Source organism: Microbacterium esteraromaticum, assembly GCF_900163815.1.
GTDB lineage: Bacteria > Actinomycetota > Actinomycetes > Actinomycetales > Microbacteriaceae > Microbacterium > Microbacterium esteraromaticum_B.
Map to the genome: position 1 here is coordinate 34,673 of NZ_FUKO01000012.1, position 16,230 is coordinate 50,902.

Here is a 16,230-nt window from a genome sequence, read left to right on the forward strand (position 1 = left end):
TGAGGGGGAACAGGGAAATTAGGCGACGTTGCCGCGCTCAGCCTACGCGGGCCGGATGCCGAGCGCGACATCCGTGACGTCCACCGGCGACGGAAGCGATGTGGATCCCATCAGATGACGGTCGATCGCCGCGGCGGAGGCGCGCCCTTCGGCGATCGCCCACACGATCAGCGACTGTCCGCGGCCAGCATCACCGGCGACGTAGACCCCGGGCTCTGAGGTGGCGTAGCCGTCATCCCGGACCAGGAGGCCTCGCTCTGTCACCGCTGGGGTCGTACGGCCAGTGAACGACTGCGTCTCCGGGCCGGTGAACCCCATGGCTATCAGCACAAGATCTGCGGGAATCTCGCGTTCGCTGCCGCCCTTGGGCACGCGCTTGCCGTCCACGAACTCCGTCTCCGCGACGCGCACAGCGCGCAGCACGCCCGCAGCATCCGAGAGGAATTCGACGGTGGATGCCAGATACGTGCGCTCTCCGCCCTCTTCATGAGCGGACTGCACCTCGAACAGCGTCGGCATGATCGGCCACGGCTGATGCTCCGCGCGCTCGACACCGGGCTGGCGTCCGATGGCGAGGTTCGTCACGCTCAGCGCGCCCTGGCGATGTGCGGTGCCGATGCAATCGGCGCCGGTGTCGCCGCCGCCGATGACGACGACGTGCTTTCCCGCAGCGCTGATCTGGTCGGCGACCGAGTCACCGGCGGTCGCGTGGTTCGATTCGACGAGGTATTCCATGGCGAAGTGCACGCCCGGCAGATCTCGCCCGGGTATCGGCAGTTCCCGCGGCACGGTGGAGCCCGTCGCGATCAGCACAGCGTCGTAGCGCGCGCGCAGATCGTCCCAGGAGATGTGCCGGCCGACTTCGACGCCGGCACGGAATCGCGTCCCTTCGTCCTGCATCTGACGCAGCCGGGATTCCACGTGCCGCTTCTCCATCTTGAAATCGGGGATGCCGTAACGCAGCAGACCGCCGATGCGATCGTCGCGCTCGAACACGACCACGGTGTGCCCCGCTCTGGTGAGCTGCTGCGCGGCTGCGAGACCCGCGGGTCCCGAACCGACAACGGCGACGGTCTTGCCGGTGAGACGCTGTGGCGGCTGAGGTTCCACCCACCCGTGCGTGAAGGCCTCATCGATGATCGAGACCTCGATCTGCTTGATGGTCACCGCGGGTTGATTGATGCCGAGCACACAGGCGCTCTCGCAGGGCGCCGGGCACAGGCGCCCAGTGAACTCCGGGAAGTTGTTCGTGGCGTGCAGTCGGTCGATGGCCATGCGGCCCTCGTCGCGCCAGGTGAGGTCGTTCCACTCCGGGATCAGATTTCCCAGCGGACATCCCGAGTGGCAAAACGGCACACCGCAGTCCATGCATCGTCCCGCTTGACGCTTGAGCACGGTGCGGTCTCCGGGTTCGTATACTTCCTTCCAATCGAGGATCCGCACCGGAACCGGGCGCCGGGCAGGCAGCTCGCGCTCGGTCGTCTTCAGAAAGCCTTTGGGGTCAGCCACCGGTCACCTCCAGGATTCGCTGCCACATATCGTCGCCGTCGGGGTCGAGTCCTGTTGCCTCGGCTTCCTGCCGCATGTTCTGCACGGCGGCGAAGTCGCGGGGCAGAACCTTGACGAAACCGGCCGCGGCGGTGTGGAACTCGGCCAGGATCTCGGATGCCAGTGGCGAACCGGTTCGCTCGACATGCTCGACGAGCAGCGTGCGCAGCACTTCCGTGTCGGCCCCGTCCAGGGTTTCCAGGCGCAGTTCCCCCGAGCCCAGGCCCTCCGTGTTCACCTGGGCAGGGTTGAGGCTACGGACGTAGGCGATGCCGCCGGACATGCCGGCACCCAAGTTGCGGCCGGTCTCACCGAGGATGACGGCGAGCCCGCCGGTCATGTACTCGAGGGCGTGATCACCGACACCCTCGACGACGGCGGTGGCTCCCGAGTTGCGCACCAGGAAGCGCTCCCCCACCATTCCGGAGATGAACAGCGCTCCGCTAGTGGCTCCGTAGCCGATCACATTGCCGGCGATGACGCTGTGGTGCGGGGCGTATGTCGCCTCTCGCGGCGGACGGATCGTGATGTCACCGCCGGAGAGCCCCTTGCCGACGTAGTCATTTGCGTCGCCCTCGAGTCGGAGCACGATGCCGGAAGGCAGGAATGCGCCGAGCGATTGCCCGGCGGTGCCCCGCAGAGTGACGTCGATCGTGCCTCTGGCGAGACCTTCGGCCCCGTAGCGCGCCGTCACACGGTTGCCGAGCATGGTGCCGACAGCGCGCTCGGTGTTGCGGATGGGCAGGTCGATCACGACCGGAGCGCCCGCGTCGAGAGCGTCGGCCGACAACCCGATCAGCATATTGTCGAAGTGCTTGTCGAGCTCGTGGTCCTGGGAACGGGAACTGCGACGCGGCTCACTCGCGGGGAACGCCGGGCCATGCAGGATCGGCGACACATCCAGCCCCTCGGTCTTCCAGTGCCGCACGGCAGCATCCGTCCGCAGTAGCTCGGTGCGGCCGACGATCTCTTCGAGCGTGCGGAATCCGAGTTCGGAGAGCAGCTCGCGCACCTCCTCCGCGATGAACTCCATGAAGTTGACGACGAACTCCGGCTTGCCGGTGAAACGCTCGCGCAGCACCGGGTTCTGGGTCGCGACACCCACCGGGCACGTGTCGAGGTGACAGACGCGCATCATGATGCACCCGCTCACCACCAGCGGCGCGGTGGCGAACCCGAATTCCTCCGCGCCCAGCAACGCCCCGATGATGACGTCACGGCCGGTCTTCAGCTGGCCATCGACCTGCACCACCACGCGGTCGCGCATGCTGTTGAGCATGAGGGTCTGCTGGGTCTCCGCGAGGCCGAGCTCCCACGGCGTGCCAGCGTGCTTCAGCGAGTTCAGCGGGCTCGCACCGGTGCCGCCGTCATGGCCCGAGATGAGCACGACGTCGCTGAGTGCCTTGGCAACGCCGGCGGCAACGGCGCCGATGCCGGATTGGCTGACCAGTTTCGTATGGATCCGCGCGCGCGGGTTGGCGCGCTTGAGGTCGTAGATCAGCTGCTTGAGGTCTTCGATCGAATAGATGTCATGGTGCGGCGGAGGCGAGATCAGCCCCACCCCTGGCGTCGCGTGGCGTGTGCGCGCAACCCACGGATAAACCTTCTGAGGGGGCAGCTGACCGCCCTCCCCCGGTTTCGCACCCTGAGCGAGTTTGATCTGCAGATCGTCGGCTTCGGTCAGATACTGGCTGGTGACGCCGAACCGGCCGGATGCGACCTGCTTGATGGCGCTGCGGCGCTCGGGGTCTGTGAGACGCTCCGGGTCTTCACCGCCCTCGCCGGTGTTCGACTTCGCACCGAGGCGGTTCATTGCGATCGCGAGAGTCTCGTGCGCCTCCTGAGAGATTGAGCCATAGCTCATCGCTCCGGTGGAGAACCTCTTCACGATCGAACTGACCGGTTCGACGTCGTCGAGCGGAACGGGCGGACGCTCGCCGGTTCGCAGTTCGAACAGCCCGCGAAGGGTCTTCAGCTCACGCGATTGATCGTCGATGAGCTGCGTGTACTCGCGGAAGATGTCGTAGCGTCGAGTGCGGGTCGAGTGCTGCAGCCGGAAGACCGTATCCGGGTTGAACAGGTGCGGTGATCCGTCTCGCCGCCACTGGTACTCGCCGCCGGTCCACAGCCGCTCGTGGGCCCGTGCGGCCGCATCTTCCGGATAGGCGAAGTCGTGACGCGCCTGATTCTCTGCGAAGACGTCTTCGAGGCCGATTCCGCCGAGCTTCGATTCGGTGCCGGTGAAGTACGTATCGATCAGTTCCTGGCTGAGGCCGATGGCTTCGAACACCTGCGCTCCCGCGTACGAGGAGACCGTGGAGATGCCCATCTTCGACATGATCTTCAGCACGCCCTTGCCGAGCGCGTAGATGACGTTGCGCACCGCTTTCTCGGGGGTGATGCCGGTGATGAAACCGGTGCGGACCAGATGCTCGACGGTCTCCATCGCCAGGTAGGGATTCACCGCCGACGCGCCGTAGCCGATCAATGTGGCGACGTGATGGACCTCGCGCACATCGCCCGCCTCGACGACCAGACCGACTTTCATGCGGTTCTGGCGTCGGATCAGGTGATGGTGCACAGCGGACACCATCAGCAGCGACGGGATAGGAACGAGATCCTTGTTCGAGTCGCGGTCAGAGAGGATCAGCAGCTCCGCGCCGCGTTCGATTGCGGCATCCGCCTCGGCGCACATCTCGGAGAGCCTCTCCTGCAGCGTGTGCGGACCCGCGTCGAAATGATAGAGCCCCTTGATCGTGGCACTGGAGCGGCCGGGAAGGGCCCGTTCGATGTGACGAATCTTCGCCAGCTCGTCGTTGTCGATCACCGGGAAATCCAGGGTCACGGTGCGGGCGTGATCCGGCCCCCAGCTGAGCAGGTTGCGTTCGGGTCCGAGGCCCAGCCGCAGACTCGTCACGACCTCCTCGCGGATGGCATCCAGCGGCGGATTCGTGACCTGCGCGAACTGCTGCACGAAGTAGTCGAAGAGCAGGCGCGGCCTCGCGCTGAGCACGGCGACGGGGGTGTCGCTGCCCATGGCACCCAGCGGCTCCGCGCCGTTCTGCCCCATCGGCGTGAGGAGGATGCGCACTTCCTCCTCGGTGTAGCCGAAGGTGCGCTGACGGCGGGTGATGGATGCTGCGGGGTGCACGATGTGCTCGCGTTCGGGCAGATCAGCCAGTCGCACTGCGCCCTCGTCGAGCCACTCCTGCCATGGGTGCATCCCGGCGAGATCCCGCTTTATCTCCTCGTCGTCGACGATGCGCCCCTCAGCGGTGTCGACGAGGAACATGTGGCCCGGACGCAGCCGCCCGCGGCGCTTGATGCGCTGCGGCTCGAACTCGAGCACGCCGGTCTCGCTGCCGATCACCACGAGCCCGTCGGTGGTCTCTGTCCACCGTCCTGGACGCAGCCCATTGCGGTCGAGGGTTGCGCCGACCTGCGTGCCGTCGGTGAAGATCAGCGCGGCCGGGCCGTCCCATGGCTCCATCTGGCTCGCGTGGTAGGCGTAGAACGCCCGCAGATCGGGATCGATGTCGGACTGCTTCTCCCACGCCTCCGGCACCATCATCATCACGGCGTGGGGCAGACTGCGCCCGGTCAGGGTGAGCAGTTCGAGCACCTCGTCGAACGACGCGGAATCGCTGGCCCCGACGGTGCAGATCGGCAACAGGGGGCGGATGCCACCGAGAAGCTCAGATGCGAGCTGCGACTGGCGCGCCCGCATCCAGTTCCGGTTGCCGCCGACGGTGTTGATCTCGCCGTTGTGGGCGAGCATGCGCAGCGGCTGTGCAAGCGGCCAGGACGGGAAGGTGTTCGTCGAGTAGCGCGAGTGCACCACCGCGAGCTCCGACGCGAAGCGCTCATCCTGCAGATCCGGGTAGAACGGCTCCAGCTGCAGGGTGGTCACCATCCCCTTGTAGCCGAGCGTGCGCGCCGACAGCGAGACGAAGTACGCGGCGAGTTCATGGCCCGCGCGCTTGCGCACCCGGTAGGCGAGGCGGTCCAGTGCGAGCGCGGAGCCAGCACTGTCGCCGGAGCCAAGGCACGCGAGGAACAGCTGCTCGAATGCGGGGCGGGCCTCATCGGCGAGTTTGCCGAGGTTCTCGTTGGCGGTGGGAACGACACGCCAGCCCAGGACCGTGAGGCCCTCCTCGGCGGCGATGCGCTCAATGCCGGCTTTCTGCTCGCGGCGGGCGCTCGACTCCCGAGGGAGGAACGCCAGGCCGGCGGCGTATTCACCAGCGGGGGGAAGTTCGAATTCAGTGACCGAGCGGAGGAACGCATCCGGCATCTGGGTCAGGATGCCGGCGCCATCGCCGGTGCCGGCATCAGAGCCGATTGCACCGCGGTGTTCCAGGTTTCGCAGCGCTTGCAGGGCCAGTGCGATGATGTCGTGCCCGGCTTCGCCGCGCAGCGTCGCGACCATGGCCAGGCCGCAGGCGTCCTTCTCGAACGCCGGGTTGTACAGTCCCTGCTTTGGGGGGTAGGCGCCGGAGGCGCCATAGGGTGGCTGGAAATACACCAGTTACCGTCCTCAGATTTCAGATGAACCTGGGGACGTCGTCGGCCCGCTCGTTCAGTGCAATGGGTGTCGCTCGACGGAGATGGTCATCGAACGTCGTCCTCGCTGGAGTGAGCGGTGCTTGTGGCGGTGGCTCCTGCGATGACTTCTTCAGCCGGAGGCTCACTCAGATCGACGAAGTCGGAAGGATCGTTCTGCGATTGTACATCCGCCGTCGCGGGCTCCCGACCGGGCACATACGGCGAGAGTTCGACGCCGGTGTGACGGCGCGTCTGCACGACGATGATGACGAGACCGACGACCACGCCGATGATCGCAGCCCAGACGTTGCTGCGCAGTCCCAGGATGATCTCGCTCGGGTCGATGCGGATCGACTCCCACACGATGCGTCCTGCGCTGTACCAGATCAGGTAGATCGCGAAGAGCTTGCCCCACTGCAGGCGGAACTTGTGTCCGAGCCAGAGCAGCGCGATGACACCCAGACCATTCCAGATGACCTCGTACAGGAAAGTCGGGTGGAACAGCGTGCCCTCGGCAAGGCCAGGGGGGAACGCCGGGTTGGTCGATTCGATCTCCAGACCCCAGGGCAGGTCCGTGGGCAGACCGAAGAGCTCGTGATTGAACCAGTTGCCGAAGCGGCCCATGGCCTGTGCGAGCAGCATCCCCGGAGCGAGCGCATCGGCGAACGTCCAGAAGCGGATGCCGGTCCACCGGCAGCCGAGCCACGCGCCGACTGCTCCGCCGAGCAGAGCGCCGAAGATGGCGATGCCGCCCTCCCAGATGGCCCAGACGGAACCGGGCTCGAAGGGGTTCCAGGTGTTCTTGTCCGGTCCGAAGTAGAAGTTCGGGTGCGTGAGGACGTGGAAGATGCGCGCGCCGATGATGGCGATCGGCACCGCGAGGATCGCGATGTCTATCACGACCCACTTCTCCGCCCCGCGCTTGGTGAGGCGGTGATTCGTGAGCAGCACGGCGGCGATGATGCCGGCGATGATGCACAGCGCGTAGAAGTGGATGGTCAGCGGGCCGAGTGGGAAAGAGCTGACCGGCGGGCTCGGGATGCTGATGGGCACACCCGAGAGGGTGCTGTGAAGCGCGAAAGGCATGAAGACGATCCTAGTATCGCGTCGACGAAGTGCCGTCGGCGAGTGTTCTGGTGGTTTCGGCGAGAGCCTCGAGTCCGCCGTCGCGGAGGGCCTTCACCAGGGCGGTGCCGACGATCGCTCCGTCGGCGTATTCGATCACTCCGGCGACCTGTTCGGCATTGGAGATGCCGATGCCGACGCAGGCGCGCGTCTCGCCACGAGAGCGCATGCGCTCGACGAGCGTGCGCGCGGCGAGGTCGAGTGCTGCCCGCTCCCCCGTGATCCCCATCGTCGAGACGGTGTAAACGAACCCGGTGGAAGACGAGATGACGAGATCGAGGCGCTCATCACTCGACGTGGGCGCGGCGAGGAAGATGCGGTCGAGGCCGGTGCGCGTGCTCGCAGCGATCCACTCGGATGCCGACTCCGGCGTGATGTCGGGAGTGATCAGGCCTGCGCCGCCGGCAGCGAGCAGGTCATCGGCGTAGCGGTCCACTCCGTACTGCATGACCGGGTTCCAGTACGTCATCACGATGACCGGCACATCCGTTTCTGCAGAGATGCGCTTCACAGCCGTGAACAGATCGCGCATGCGGAATCCATTGGCCAGTGCCTGCTGGGTGGCTTCCTGGATGACCGCGCCGTCCATGACCGGATCCGAGTAGGGCGGACCGAGCTCGATGATGTCCGCCCCGTTGCGTGCGAGCGTCAGCGCGGCCTGGATGCTGGTCTCGAGGTCCGGGTAGCCGACCGGCAGGTAGCCGATGAACGCGCCGCGCCCGGCATCCTGCGCCTTGCGGATGGCTGCTTCGACGCGACTCACGAATCTGTCTCCTGCTCGTCGTACAGATGGAAGTACTGCGCGGCGGTGTCCATGTCCTTGTCGCCGCGTCCGGAGAGGCACACGGCGATGATGGCGTCCGGGCCGAGTTCGCGGCCGATCCGCTGCGCACCGGCCAGCGCGTGCGCCGACTCGATCGCGGGGATGATGCCCTCGGTGCGGCTCAGCAGTCGCAGTGCCTGCATCGCTTCGTCATCGGTGGCTGGAATGTACTCGGCACGACCGATGTCGTTCAGCCATGCGTGCTCCGGGCCGACACCCGGGTAGTCCAGACCGGCGGAGATCGAGTGCGACTCGATCGTCTGACCGTCTTCATCCTGCAGCAGGTAGGTGCGGGCACCGTGCAGCACACCCGGGCGGCCGCGTTCGATCGACGCGGCATGACGCGGAGTGTCGACTCCGTCGCCCGCGGCTTCGACGCCGTACAGCTTCACGTCGTCGTCATCGAGGAAGGCGTCGAACATCCCGATCGCATTCGAACCGCCGCCGACGCAGGCCACGACGGCATCCGGCAGACGACCCGCTTCGGTGAGCAGCTGCTCGCGGGCCTCCTCGCCGATGATCTTCTGGAAATCACGCACCATCGCGGGGAACGGATGCGGCCCCGCCGCCGTTCCGAAGATGTAGTTGGTGGTCTCGACGGTGGCCACCCAATCCCGGTATGCGTCGTTGATCGCGTCCTTCAGGGTGCGAGATCCGGTGGTCACCGCGATGACCTCGGCGCCCAGAAGGCGCATTCTGGCGACGTTCAGTGCCTGGCGCTCGGTGTCGACTTCGCCCATGTAGATCGTGCATTCCAGGCCGAAGAGCGCGGCAGCGGTCGCCGTGGCGACACCGTGCTGACCGGCACCGGTCTCGGCGATCACGCGCGTCTTGCCGAGTCGTCTGGTCAGGAGCGCCTGGCCGAGCACATTGTTGATCTTGTGCGACCCGGTGTGGTTCAGGTCTTCTCGCTTGAGAAAGACCCGCGCACCGCCGGCATGCTCGGCGAACCGCGGCACCTCGGTGATCGGCGATGGCCGGCCCGCGTACGAGTGCAGCAGCGTCGCGAGCTCGCGCCGGAACTCCGGGTCGGCGATGGCATCCTCGTATGCGACGGTGAGCTCGTCGATCGCGGCGATCAGAGACTCGGGCATGTACCGTCCGCCGAACTCGCCGAAGAACGGCCCATGCTGGTCGCGCAGGCTTGCAGTCACTGCTTCTCCTTGATCTCGCGCACGGGCATGGAGCCTGCTGCGAGGAATTCGGTGAGTGTCGAGACGGGATCGCCCGTGACCAGCGCTTCGCCGATGAGCACCACATCGGCGCCGGCCTGCCGATAGTGTGCGACGTCAGCCGGGCTGAGCACGGCGGATTCGGCGATTTTGACCGCCGTATCCGGAATGCGATCGACGAGCCGCCCGAACATGTCGCGGTCGAGCTCGAGGGTCTTCAGATTTCGGGCGTTCACGCCGATGAGGTCGGCCCCCAGATCGAGCGCGATCTCGAGCTCGTCCGCAGAATGCGATTCGACGAGCGGCGTCATGCCGACCTCGAGGATCAACGCGTACAACTCGCGGAGCACCTTCTGTGAAAGTCCTGCCACGATCAGCAGAGCCAGGTCGGCACCTGCGGCGCGTGCTTCGAACACCTGATAGGGCGTGGCGATGAAGTCCTTGCGCAGCACGGGCAGCGAGACCCGCGAAGTCACGGCCTCAAGATCGGCGAGACTGCCGCCGAAGCGGCGCTCCTCGGTGAGGACGCTGATCGCCGAGGCACCGCCCTGCTCATACAGGGCTGCTTGCCGTGCTGGGTCGGGAATGTCGGCCAGCACGCCGCGCGATGGGCTTGCGCGCTTCACCTCGGCGATGATCTTCACCCGGTCGGCTGGAGCGAGGGCGGCGAGCACGTCGCGAGCAGCGGGGCGCGCCGCCGCGTCACGCTCGACGTCCGCGAGCGGACGTGTGAGCGCGCGACGCTGAGCGTCTTCGACTGCGCCGGCCGTCAGGTCGGCGAGGACCATCAGTGCGCCTTGGGCGCGTACTTCGGGCCCTTCACTCCGTAGCCCGCCTTGGCCAGCACCACGCCGGTGATCGCACCGATCACGACGATGGCGGCAGAGATCCACACGCCCGTCGACTGCTCGAGGCAGAAGAAGACGGTGCCGATGGCGAAGCCGATCAGCATGATCGTCACTGCTACCCAGGCAGCAGGTGAGTGCCCGTGACCGGGGTCGGCGATCGGATTGGTCATGTTCTCCTCCGGAGGGTCGGCGATGGGTCTAGTCTATCCGGCTCAGTCGGTGGGATCGGTGCCATGAGACAGCTCGTCCCAGGAATCGACTGCGTCCAACGGGCCGGTGGACTGATGGTGAGCTTCTGCGGTCGAGCGGTAGCGCTTGCCACCGGCCGCCCAGGAATGCGCCGTGGCGACGACGAAGACGGATGCCGCCAGCAGCACCACCCACGCGCACAGGGCCACAGCCGGCCACGCGGTGGGTGTCAGACTCGCGACGATTTCGTGCAGGGCGCTGGTGCCACTGAGGCCGGTCGCCTCGGCCACGGAAGCGGCGACGACCTCCACCGGCGGGTCGAAGACCACGGGCAGGGTGCTGGTGATGAGCACCAGTGCACCGCCCGCCCCCAGCAGCGCGAACAGGTACCGCAGGACGAGTCCGGCAATCGACAGCGCAGCACCCAGTGCCAGCACCGCCAGCGAGAGGGGCGCGAGCAGCGCGACCGCGTCGGCTCCTGCCACCAGCAGCTGCTCACCGGCATCCGCTCTGGTCACCTCCACCCAGGTCTGGGTGGAGGAGATGATGCCGATGCCGCCTGCGAGCAGAAAGCAGAGCACAGCAAGTGAGCGTGCGCGTCGCAGCATGCTCACTCGCCCTCCGTGAAAGTCATCGTCAGCGCACGTCCGTCGAAACAGGTGCGGGTGCCCGTGTGACAGGCCGGCCCCTGCTGGTCGACCATGAGCAGAATGGTGTCGCCGTCGCAGTCGACAGCGACCCCATGCACGCGCTGCGTGTTGCCCGAGGTGTCGCCCTTGCGCCAGTACTCCTGACGCGATCGCGACCAGTACACGGCACGCCCGCCCGTGAGGGTCCTCCGCAGCGCTTCGGCATCCATCCACGCGAGCATCAGCACTTCGCGCGTGTCGTGCTGCTGCACGATCACCGGTGCGAGGCCCGCGTCATTCCAGACGACCCGCGCGATGTCGTCCTCCATGATGCTCACAGTCGCACCGTCACGCCGGCGGCGCGCAGCGCCTGCTTCACGTCGTTCACCGAGAGTTGGCCGCTGTGAAAGACACTGGCGGCGAGCACAGCATCCGCTCCGGCCTCGATCGCCGGGGCGAAGTGATCGACCGTTCCCGCGCCGCCGGAGGCGATCACCGGCACCGAGGAGAGTTCCCGCATCAGTCGGACCAGTTCGAGATCGAAGCCGTCCTTCGTGCCGTCGGCGTCGATGGAGTTGACGAGCAGTTCGCCCGCACCGCGCTCGATCGCCTCTCGCGCCCAGTCGAGCGCATCCAGAGTCGTCTCCGAGCGCCCGCCGTGGGTCGTGATGGCGAAACCGGATGCGGTGCCGCTCGCGCGCTTGACATCGAGCGAGAGCACCAGCACCTGCGCGCCGAAGCGATCGGCGATCTCATCGATCAGCTCGGGGCGAGCAATGGCCGCGGAGTTCACCCCGACCTTGTCGGCGCCGACGGAGAGCAGTCGGGCGACGTCTGTGACGCTGCGCACTCCCCCGCCGACGGTCAGCGGAACGAAGACCTGCTCGGCGGTGCGCTGCACCATCTCGTAGGTCGTGGCCCTCGCATCGACGGTCGCGGTGACGTCGAGAAAGGTGATCTCATCCGCACCCTGCGCGGCATAGTGCGCGGCGAGTTCGACAGGATCGCCCATGTCGCGCAGGTTCTGGAAGTTCACGCCCTTCACGACCCGGCCGCCGGCCACGTCCAGGCACGGGATGACACGAGCGGAGACGGTCATCAGAGTCTCGCCGCGTGGATCGCCGAGACGAGGATAGCCCGTGCGCCCAGGGCGTACAGGTCATCCATCACCTGATTCATGCCGCGACGCGGAATCATCACGCGCACGGCCACCCAATCCGGATCGCGCAGAGGTGAGATCGTCGGCGACTCTCGGCCGCCGGCGATCGCCACAGCCTGCTCGATGAGGTTCGCCGGGAGGTCGTAGTCCAGGAGAACGAACTGCCGGGCGACCATCACGCCTCGCAGCCGCCGCAGCAGCCGGGCGGTGCCCGGCGCATCGCCTGGTCGACTGATCAGCACGGCTTCGGATTCGATGATGACCGGACCGAAGATCTCAAGGCCCGCCTGGCGCAGGGTGGTGCCGGTCTCCACGACATCGGCGATCACGTCGGCGACGCCGAGCTGCACGGCCGATTCCACGGCGCCGTCGAGGGCGACGAGCTCGGCTTCGACCCCGTGCTCGCGAAGGAAATCGTCGACGAGGCCGGGATAGGCGGAGGCGACGCGCACGCCCGCGAGATCTTCGACGGTGGAGTAACGACCGGGAGGGGCAGCGAAGCGGAACGTCGAGCGGGCGAAGCCCAGCTGCTCGATCTCGCGCGCGTCGTCCTGTCGGACATCGCGGAGCAGGTCGCGCCCGGTGATGCCCACATCGAGCGCACCGGAGGCCACGTAGGTCGCGATGTCGCGGGGACGCAGATAGAAGAACTCGACGTCGCTGTCAGCGTCGATCACGTGCAGCGTCTTAGGGTCGCGGCGACCCGTGTAGCCGGCCTCCGTGAGCATCTCGGCGGCGGTTTCGGACAGCGAACCCTTGTTGGGTACGGCGATGCGGAGCATGGGTGTCTTTCAGAATCGAACGGTCTGGTCGGGACGCGCTCAGAGATGTCGGTAGACATCCTCCAGGCTCAGCCCTTTCGCGAGCATCATCACCTGCAGGTGATACAGCAGCTGCGAGATCTCCTCGGCCGTGTTCTCGGCGGTCTCGTACTCGGCTGCCATCCACACCTCGGCCGCCTCTTCGACGACCTTCTTGCCGATCGCGTGGATGCCGCGGTCAAGCTGTGCGACGGTGCCCGAGCCCTCGGGGCGGGCCAGCGCCGTAGCGCTGAGCTCGGCGAAAAGTTCGTCGAAAGTCTTCACGATTCCAGGGTAGTCGCTCGTGCACGCTCACGAAGACCTGTGACAGCAGCCTCGACGTCGTCGGCGCTGTACACGGCTGAACCGGCGACGAAGGTGTCGGCACCGGCGGCGGCGGCCTGGGCGATCGTGCTGTCGGTGATCCCGCCATCGACCTGCAGCCAGACGTCCGAGCCGCGTCGGCGCGCCTCATCGTGCAGCGCGCGCAGCTTCGGCATGGTCTCCGGCATGAAGCCCTGTCCGCCGAAGCCGGGTTCGACGGTCATCACGAGGATCTGGTCGAACTCATCGAGAATGTCGTACAGCGGCTCCCCCGCGGTGCCGGGCTTGATGGCGATCCCGGCACGCGCGCCGATCGCCCGCAGTCGGCGAGCAAGAGCAACGGGATCCGCAGCCGCCTCGAGGTGGAAGGTGACGCTGGCCGCTCCCAGTTCGGCGTAGCCCGGTGCCCAGCGGTCGGGGTCGGTGATCATCAGGTGCACATCCAGCGGGATCGGGCTCGTCGCCTGGATGCGCTCGACCATCTGCGGCCCGAACGTGAGGTTGGGCACGAAGTGGTTGTCCATCACATCGACATGCGCGTAGTCGGCCGTGGCGATGCGGGCGAGTTCCGCCTGCATGTTGGCGAAATCCGCCGCCAGGATGCTGGGGTTGATGCGCGGTGCTCCGGGCAGGGTCATGTCAGCGGTCTCCGTTCGTCGTGCGGGCATCGGGTGCGGTGATCGTCGGACGCTGCAGCAGCGCGAGGAACATGGCGTCGGTGCCGTGCCGGTGCGGCCACAGCTGCGCGCTGAGGCGACCCGGTGCAGCCGAGCCGACCGCAGCCGCATCTGAAGCGGGGAGGTCGATCGGCGAAGATGACACCTCGGTAAGGACCGCGCGCGCATCGAGTTCTCGGACGTCCGGTCGGCGCCGCAGCACGTCGGCCACGACGCCAGTGGTCTCGGCGAGGTGCGGCGAGCAGGTCGCGTAGGCGACGATGCCCCCCGGCGCGAGTGCGTCGATCGCAGCATCCAGCAGCTGGGTCTGCAGGACGACGAGCTCAGCGACGTCTTCCGGAGACTTCCGCCAGCGGGCTTCCGGACGGCGCCGCAGCGCACCGAGGCCCGTGCACGGCGCGTCGACCAGGATGCGGTCGTACTCGCCGGGATGCCGCGCGGCGAACTCGCGACCATCGCTCTCATGGACCGTGACGTCGATGGGCAGCGGGCGCACAGCCTGACGGACGAGACCGGCACGTGCATGCACCACTTCGTTGGCCTCCAGCACCGCACCGCCGGCATGGGCGAGCGCGGCGAGCAGCGCGGTCTTGCCACCCGGCCCCGCGCACAGGTCAAGCCAGTGCTCTCCTTCGCGGATCGGTGCGGCACCTGCCACCGCGAGTGCGACCAGCTGCGAGCCCTCGTCCTGCACTCGAATCGCTCCGTTCGAGTGCGCCATCGCGTCACGCGGGTCTCCTCCGGGCGAGCCGAAGGCCGTGGGCGCGTATGGACGCCGTGGCTCGCCGGGCTCAGCGAGTCCGGGAAGAGCCACCAGCGTCACCTCGGGCGAGAGATTGTCGTAGTGCAGCAGGTCGTCGAGCTCCTCGACTCGTCCTTCTGCCGCGAGGGCTCGGCGCAGCGCACGGATCACCCACACCGGGTGCGCGGTGCGCAGCGAGAGCTTCTCGTCGTCTGAGCGGGCGTGCCCCTCGATGCGCTCCTGCCAGGTCTCGGCTGTGTCGCGGCCGATGCGCCGCAGTACGGCATTCGCGAAACCAGAGGCACCGCGACCCACTTCTGCGGCGACGAGATTCACGGATTCGTTCACTGCGGCGTGCGGGGCCACTCGCGTGGCGAGGAGCTGGTGCGTTCCGAGTCGCAGTGCGTCGAGAACGGCAGCATCGATGTCGTCTGCGGAGCGACCAGCGGCTTCGGCGATGATGGCGTCGTAGGTTCCTCGCCGGCGCAGCGTGCCGTAGGTCAGTTCGGTGGCGAGAGCAGCGTCCTGCGTGTCGAGCTCCGCATCCGCAATGAGCTTCGGCAGCAGCAGGTTCGCGTAGGCGTCGGAGACCGAGACGGCGTGCAGGACGTCATAGGCGACCCAGCGTGCGGGCTGGATGGCGCGAGGACGAGGAACGCCCGAAGACCGGGCCCCGTCGTGCGAACGATTCATGATCCTGCCTTCAGATTCTCGTGCTCGCGCTGGCCCCGCCACCAGTCGCCTGCGCTCATGGCGCCCTTGCCCGCCGGCTGCACGCGCGTGACATCGAGAGGGACTGTGGCTGTGCCGATGAGCACCGATGCCTTCGTGCCGACGATTTCGCCGGGGGCGAGCTTCGGCGCGTCGTCCGCGGCGGGAGACGCGGCGAGGATCTTCAGCCGGGAGCCATCGACTGTGGTGTGCGCGCCGGGCTCCGGAGTGACCCCTCGGTAGCGGCCGAAGATGTCTGCGAAGCTCTCTGCCCAGTCGATCAGCCCGTCTTCAAGTACGAGTTTCGGCGCCAGGGAGACCTCGCCGACCTGGGGAACTGCCACCGCTGATCCGTCGCTGATTGCATCGACGACATCGGCAGTGAGCTGCGCACCGTCGTCGGCGAGGATGCTCAGAGCAGCATCCGCCGTGGCCTCAGCGGGCATCGCGACCGTGCGCGCGGCGAAGACGTCGCCCGCATCCAGCTGTGCGACGAGCTGGAACACGCTCACCCCGAGTTCGGCATCGCCTGCGATGAGCGCGCGCTGCACCGGTGCGGCGCCGCGCCACTGCGGCAGCATCGAGAAATGCAGGTTGATCCAGCCGTGCGCAGGTGTCGACAGCAGCGGTTCCCGGACGATTCCGCCGTAGGCGACGATCACCCCGAGGTCAGCGCGGAGCGCGGCGATCCGACCGGTGGCGTCGTCATCCAGCCGGGCGGTCTTGATCACCGCGATTCCCAGCTCGGCAGCGGCTGCGGCCACGGGTGAGGGCGTCAGGATCCGTTTGCGGCCCAGTGGCGCATCGGGCCGGGTCACCACAGCGACGATCTCATGACGTGCGGCGAGCAGCTGCAGGGTGGGAATCGCGACGGCGGGTGTGCCAGCGAAGACGAGGCGCATGAAGGTTCTCCGGTGAGTATGGGGCTGTGCTGATGC

The 16,230-nt window shown here is 67.2% G+C and carries 15 protein-coding genes; all 15 read right to left on the reverse strand.

The features are described from left to right. Positions 1–42: 42 nt before the first annotated feature. Positions 43–1,509, reverse strand: a complete 1,467-nt coding sequence (locus tag FM104_RS03510) for a glutamate synthase subunit beta (RefSeq protein ID WP_087130082.1) — start codon at positions 1,507–1,509, stop codon at positions 43–45. Beyond that, entirely contained in the window at positions 1,502–5,977 is a 4,476-nt protein-coding gene (gltB, locus tag FM104_RS03515) for a glutamate synthase large subunit (protein WP_373407830.1), read from the reverse strand. The genes FM104_RS03510 and gltB overlap by 8 nt, the downstream gene beginning before the upstream one ends. A 182-nt stretch (positions 5,978–6,159) precedes the next feature. Continuing rightward, entirely contained in the window at positions 6,160–7,179 is a 1,020-nt protein-coding gene (gene lgt / locus FM104_RS03520; protein WP_087130084.1) for a prolipoprotein diacylglyceryl transferase, read from the reverse strand. Positions 7,180–7,189: 10 nt separating this feature from the next. After that, positions 7,190–7,981, reverse strand: a complete 792-nt coding sequence (trpA, locus tag FM104_RS03525; RefSeq protein WP_087130085.1) for a tryptophan synthase subunit alpha — start codon at positions 7,979–7,981, stop codon at positions 7,190–7,192. Beyond that, positions 7,978–9,135 (reverse strand): tryptophan synthase subunit beta, encoded by a 1,158-nt coding sequence (trpB, locus tag FM104_RS03530; protein WP_256971519.1) that lies wholly within the window; start codon positions 9,133–9,135, stop codon positions 7,978–7,980. Before trpB ends, trpA begins: the two co-directional genes overlap by 4 nt. Positions 9,136–9,191: 56 nt before the next feature. Next, positions 9,192–10,001 carry an indole-3-glycerol phosphate synthase TrpC gene (gene trpC, locus FM104_RS03535; RefSeq protein ID WP_087130087.1) on the reverse strand — a complete coding sequence of 270 codons (810 nt, stop codon included), beginning with the start codon at positions 9,999–10,001 and terminating at the stop codon, positions 9,192–9,194. Continuing rightward, on the reverse strand, positions 10,001–10,231 hold the full coding sequence (locus FM104_RS03540; RefSeq protein WP_087130088.1) for a DUF6704 family protein: 231 nt from the start codon (positions 10,229–10,231) through the stop codon (positions 10,001–10,003). Before FM104_RS03540 ends, trpC begins: the two co-directional genes overlap by 1 nt. Before the next feature lie 42 nt (positions 10,232–10,273). Then, a complete protein-coding gene (locus tag FM104_RS03545) occupies positions 10,274–10,858 on the reverse strand; it encodes a Trp biosynthesis-associated membrane protein (RefSeq protein ID WP_179206669.1) in 585 nt (194 codons plus the stop codon). A 2-nt stretch (positions 10,859–10,860) separates the two neighbouring features. Next, entirely contained in the window at positions 10,861–11,208 is a 348-nt protein-coding gene (hisI, locus tag FM104_RS03550) for a phosphoribosyl-AMP cyclohydrolase (protein WP_087130257.1), read from the reverse strand. 5 nt (positions 11,209–11,213) lie between these two features. Then, a complete protein-coding gene (hisF, locus tag FM104_RS03555) occupies positions 11,214–11,978 on the reverse strand; it encodes an imidazole glycerol phosphate synthase subunit HisF (RefSeq protein ID WP_087130090.1) in 765 nt (254 codons plus the stop codon). Beyond that, positions 11,978–12,820: an ATP phosphoribosyltransferase gene (hisG, locus tag FM104_RS03560; protein ID WP_087130091.1), complete on the reverse strand. Its 843-nt coding sequence runs from the start codon at positions 12,818–12,820 to the stop codon at positions 11,978–11,980. Before hisG ends, hisF begins: the two co-directional genes overlap by 1 nt. A gap of 39 nt (positions 12,821–12,859) precedes the next feature. Continuing rightward, complete coding sequence (locus FM104_RS03565; protein WP_087130092.1) at positions 12,860–13,123, reverse strand: phosphoribosyl-ATP diphosphatase; 264 nt, start codon at positions 13,121–13,123, stop codon at positions 12,860–12,862. After that, positions 13,120–13,800 (reverse strand): ribulose-phosphate 3-epimerase, encoded by a 681-nt coding sequence (rpe, locus tag FM104_RS03570; RefSeq protein WP_087130093.1) that lies wholly within the window; start codon positions 13,798–13,800, stop codon positions 13,120–13,122. Before rpe ends, FM104_RS03565 begins: the two co-directional genes overlap by 4 nt. 1 nt (position 13,801) lies before the next feature. Further along, positions 13,802–15,274 carry an RsmB/NOP family class I SAM-dependent RNA methyltransferase gene (locus FM104_RS03575; protein ID WP_087130094.1) on the reverse strand — a complete coding sequence of 491 codons (1,473 nt, stop codon included), beginning with the start codon at positions 15,272–15,274 and terminating at the stop codon, positions 13,802–13,804. Further along, a complete protein-coding gene (gene fmt, locus FM104_RS03580) occupies positions 15,271–16,194 on the reverse strand; it encodes a methionyl-tRNA formyltransferase (RefSeq protein WP_087130095.1) in 924 nt (307 codons plus the stop codon). Before fmt ends, FM104_RS03575 begins: the two co-directional genes overlap by 4 nt. Positions 16,195–16,230: the final 36 nt, after the last annotated feature.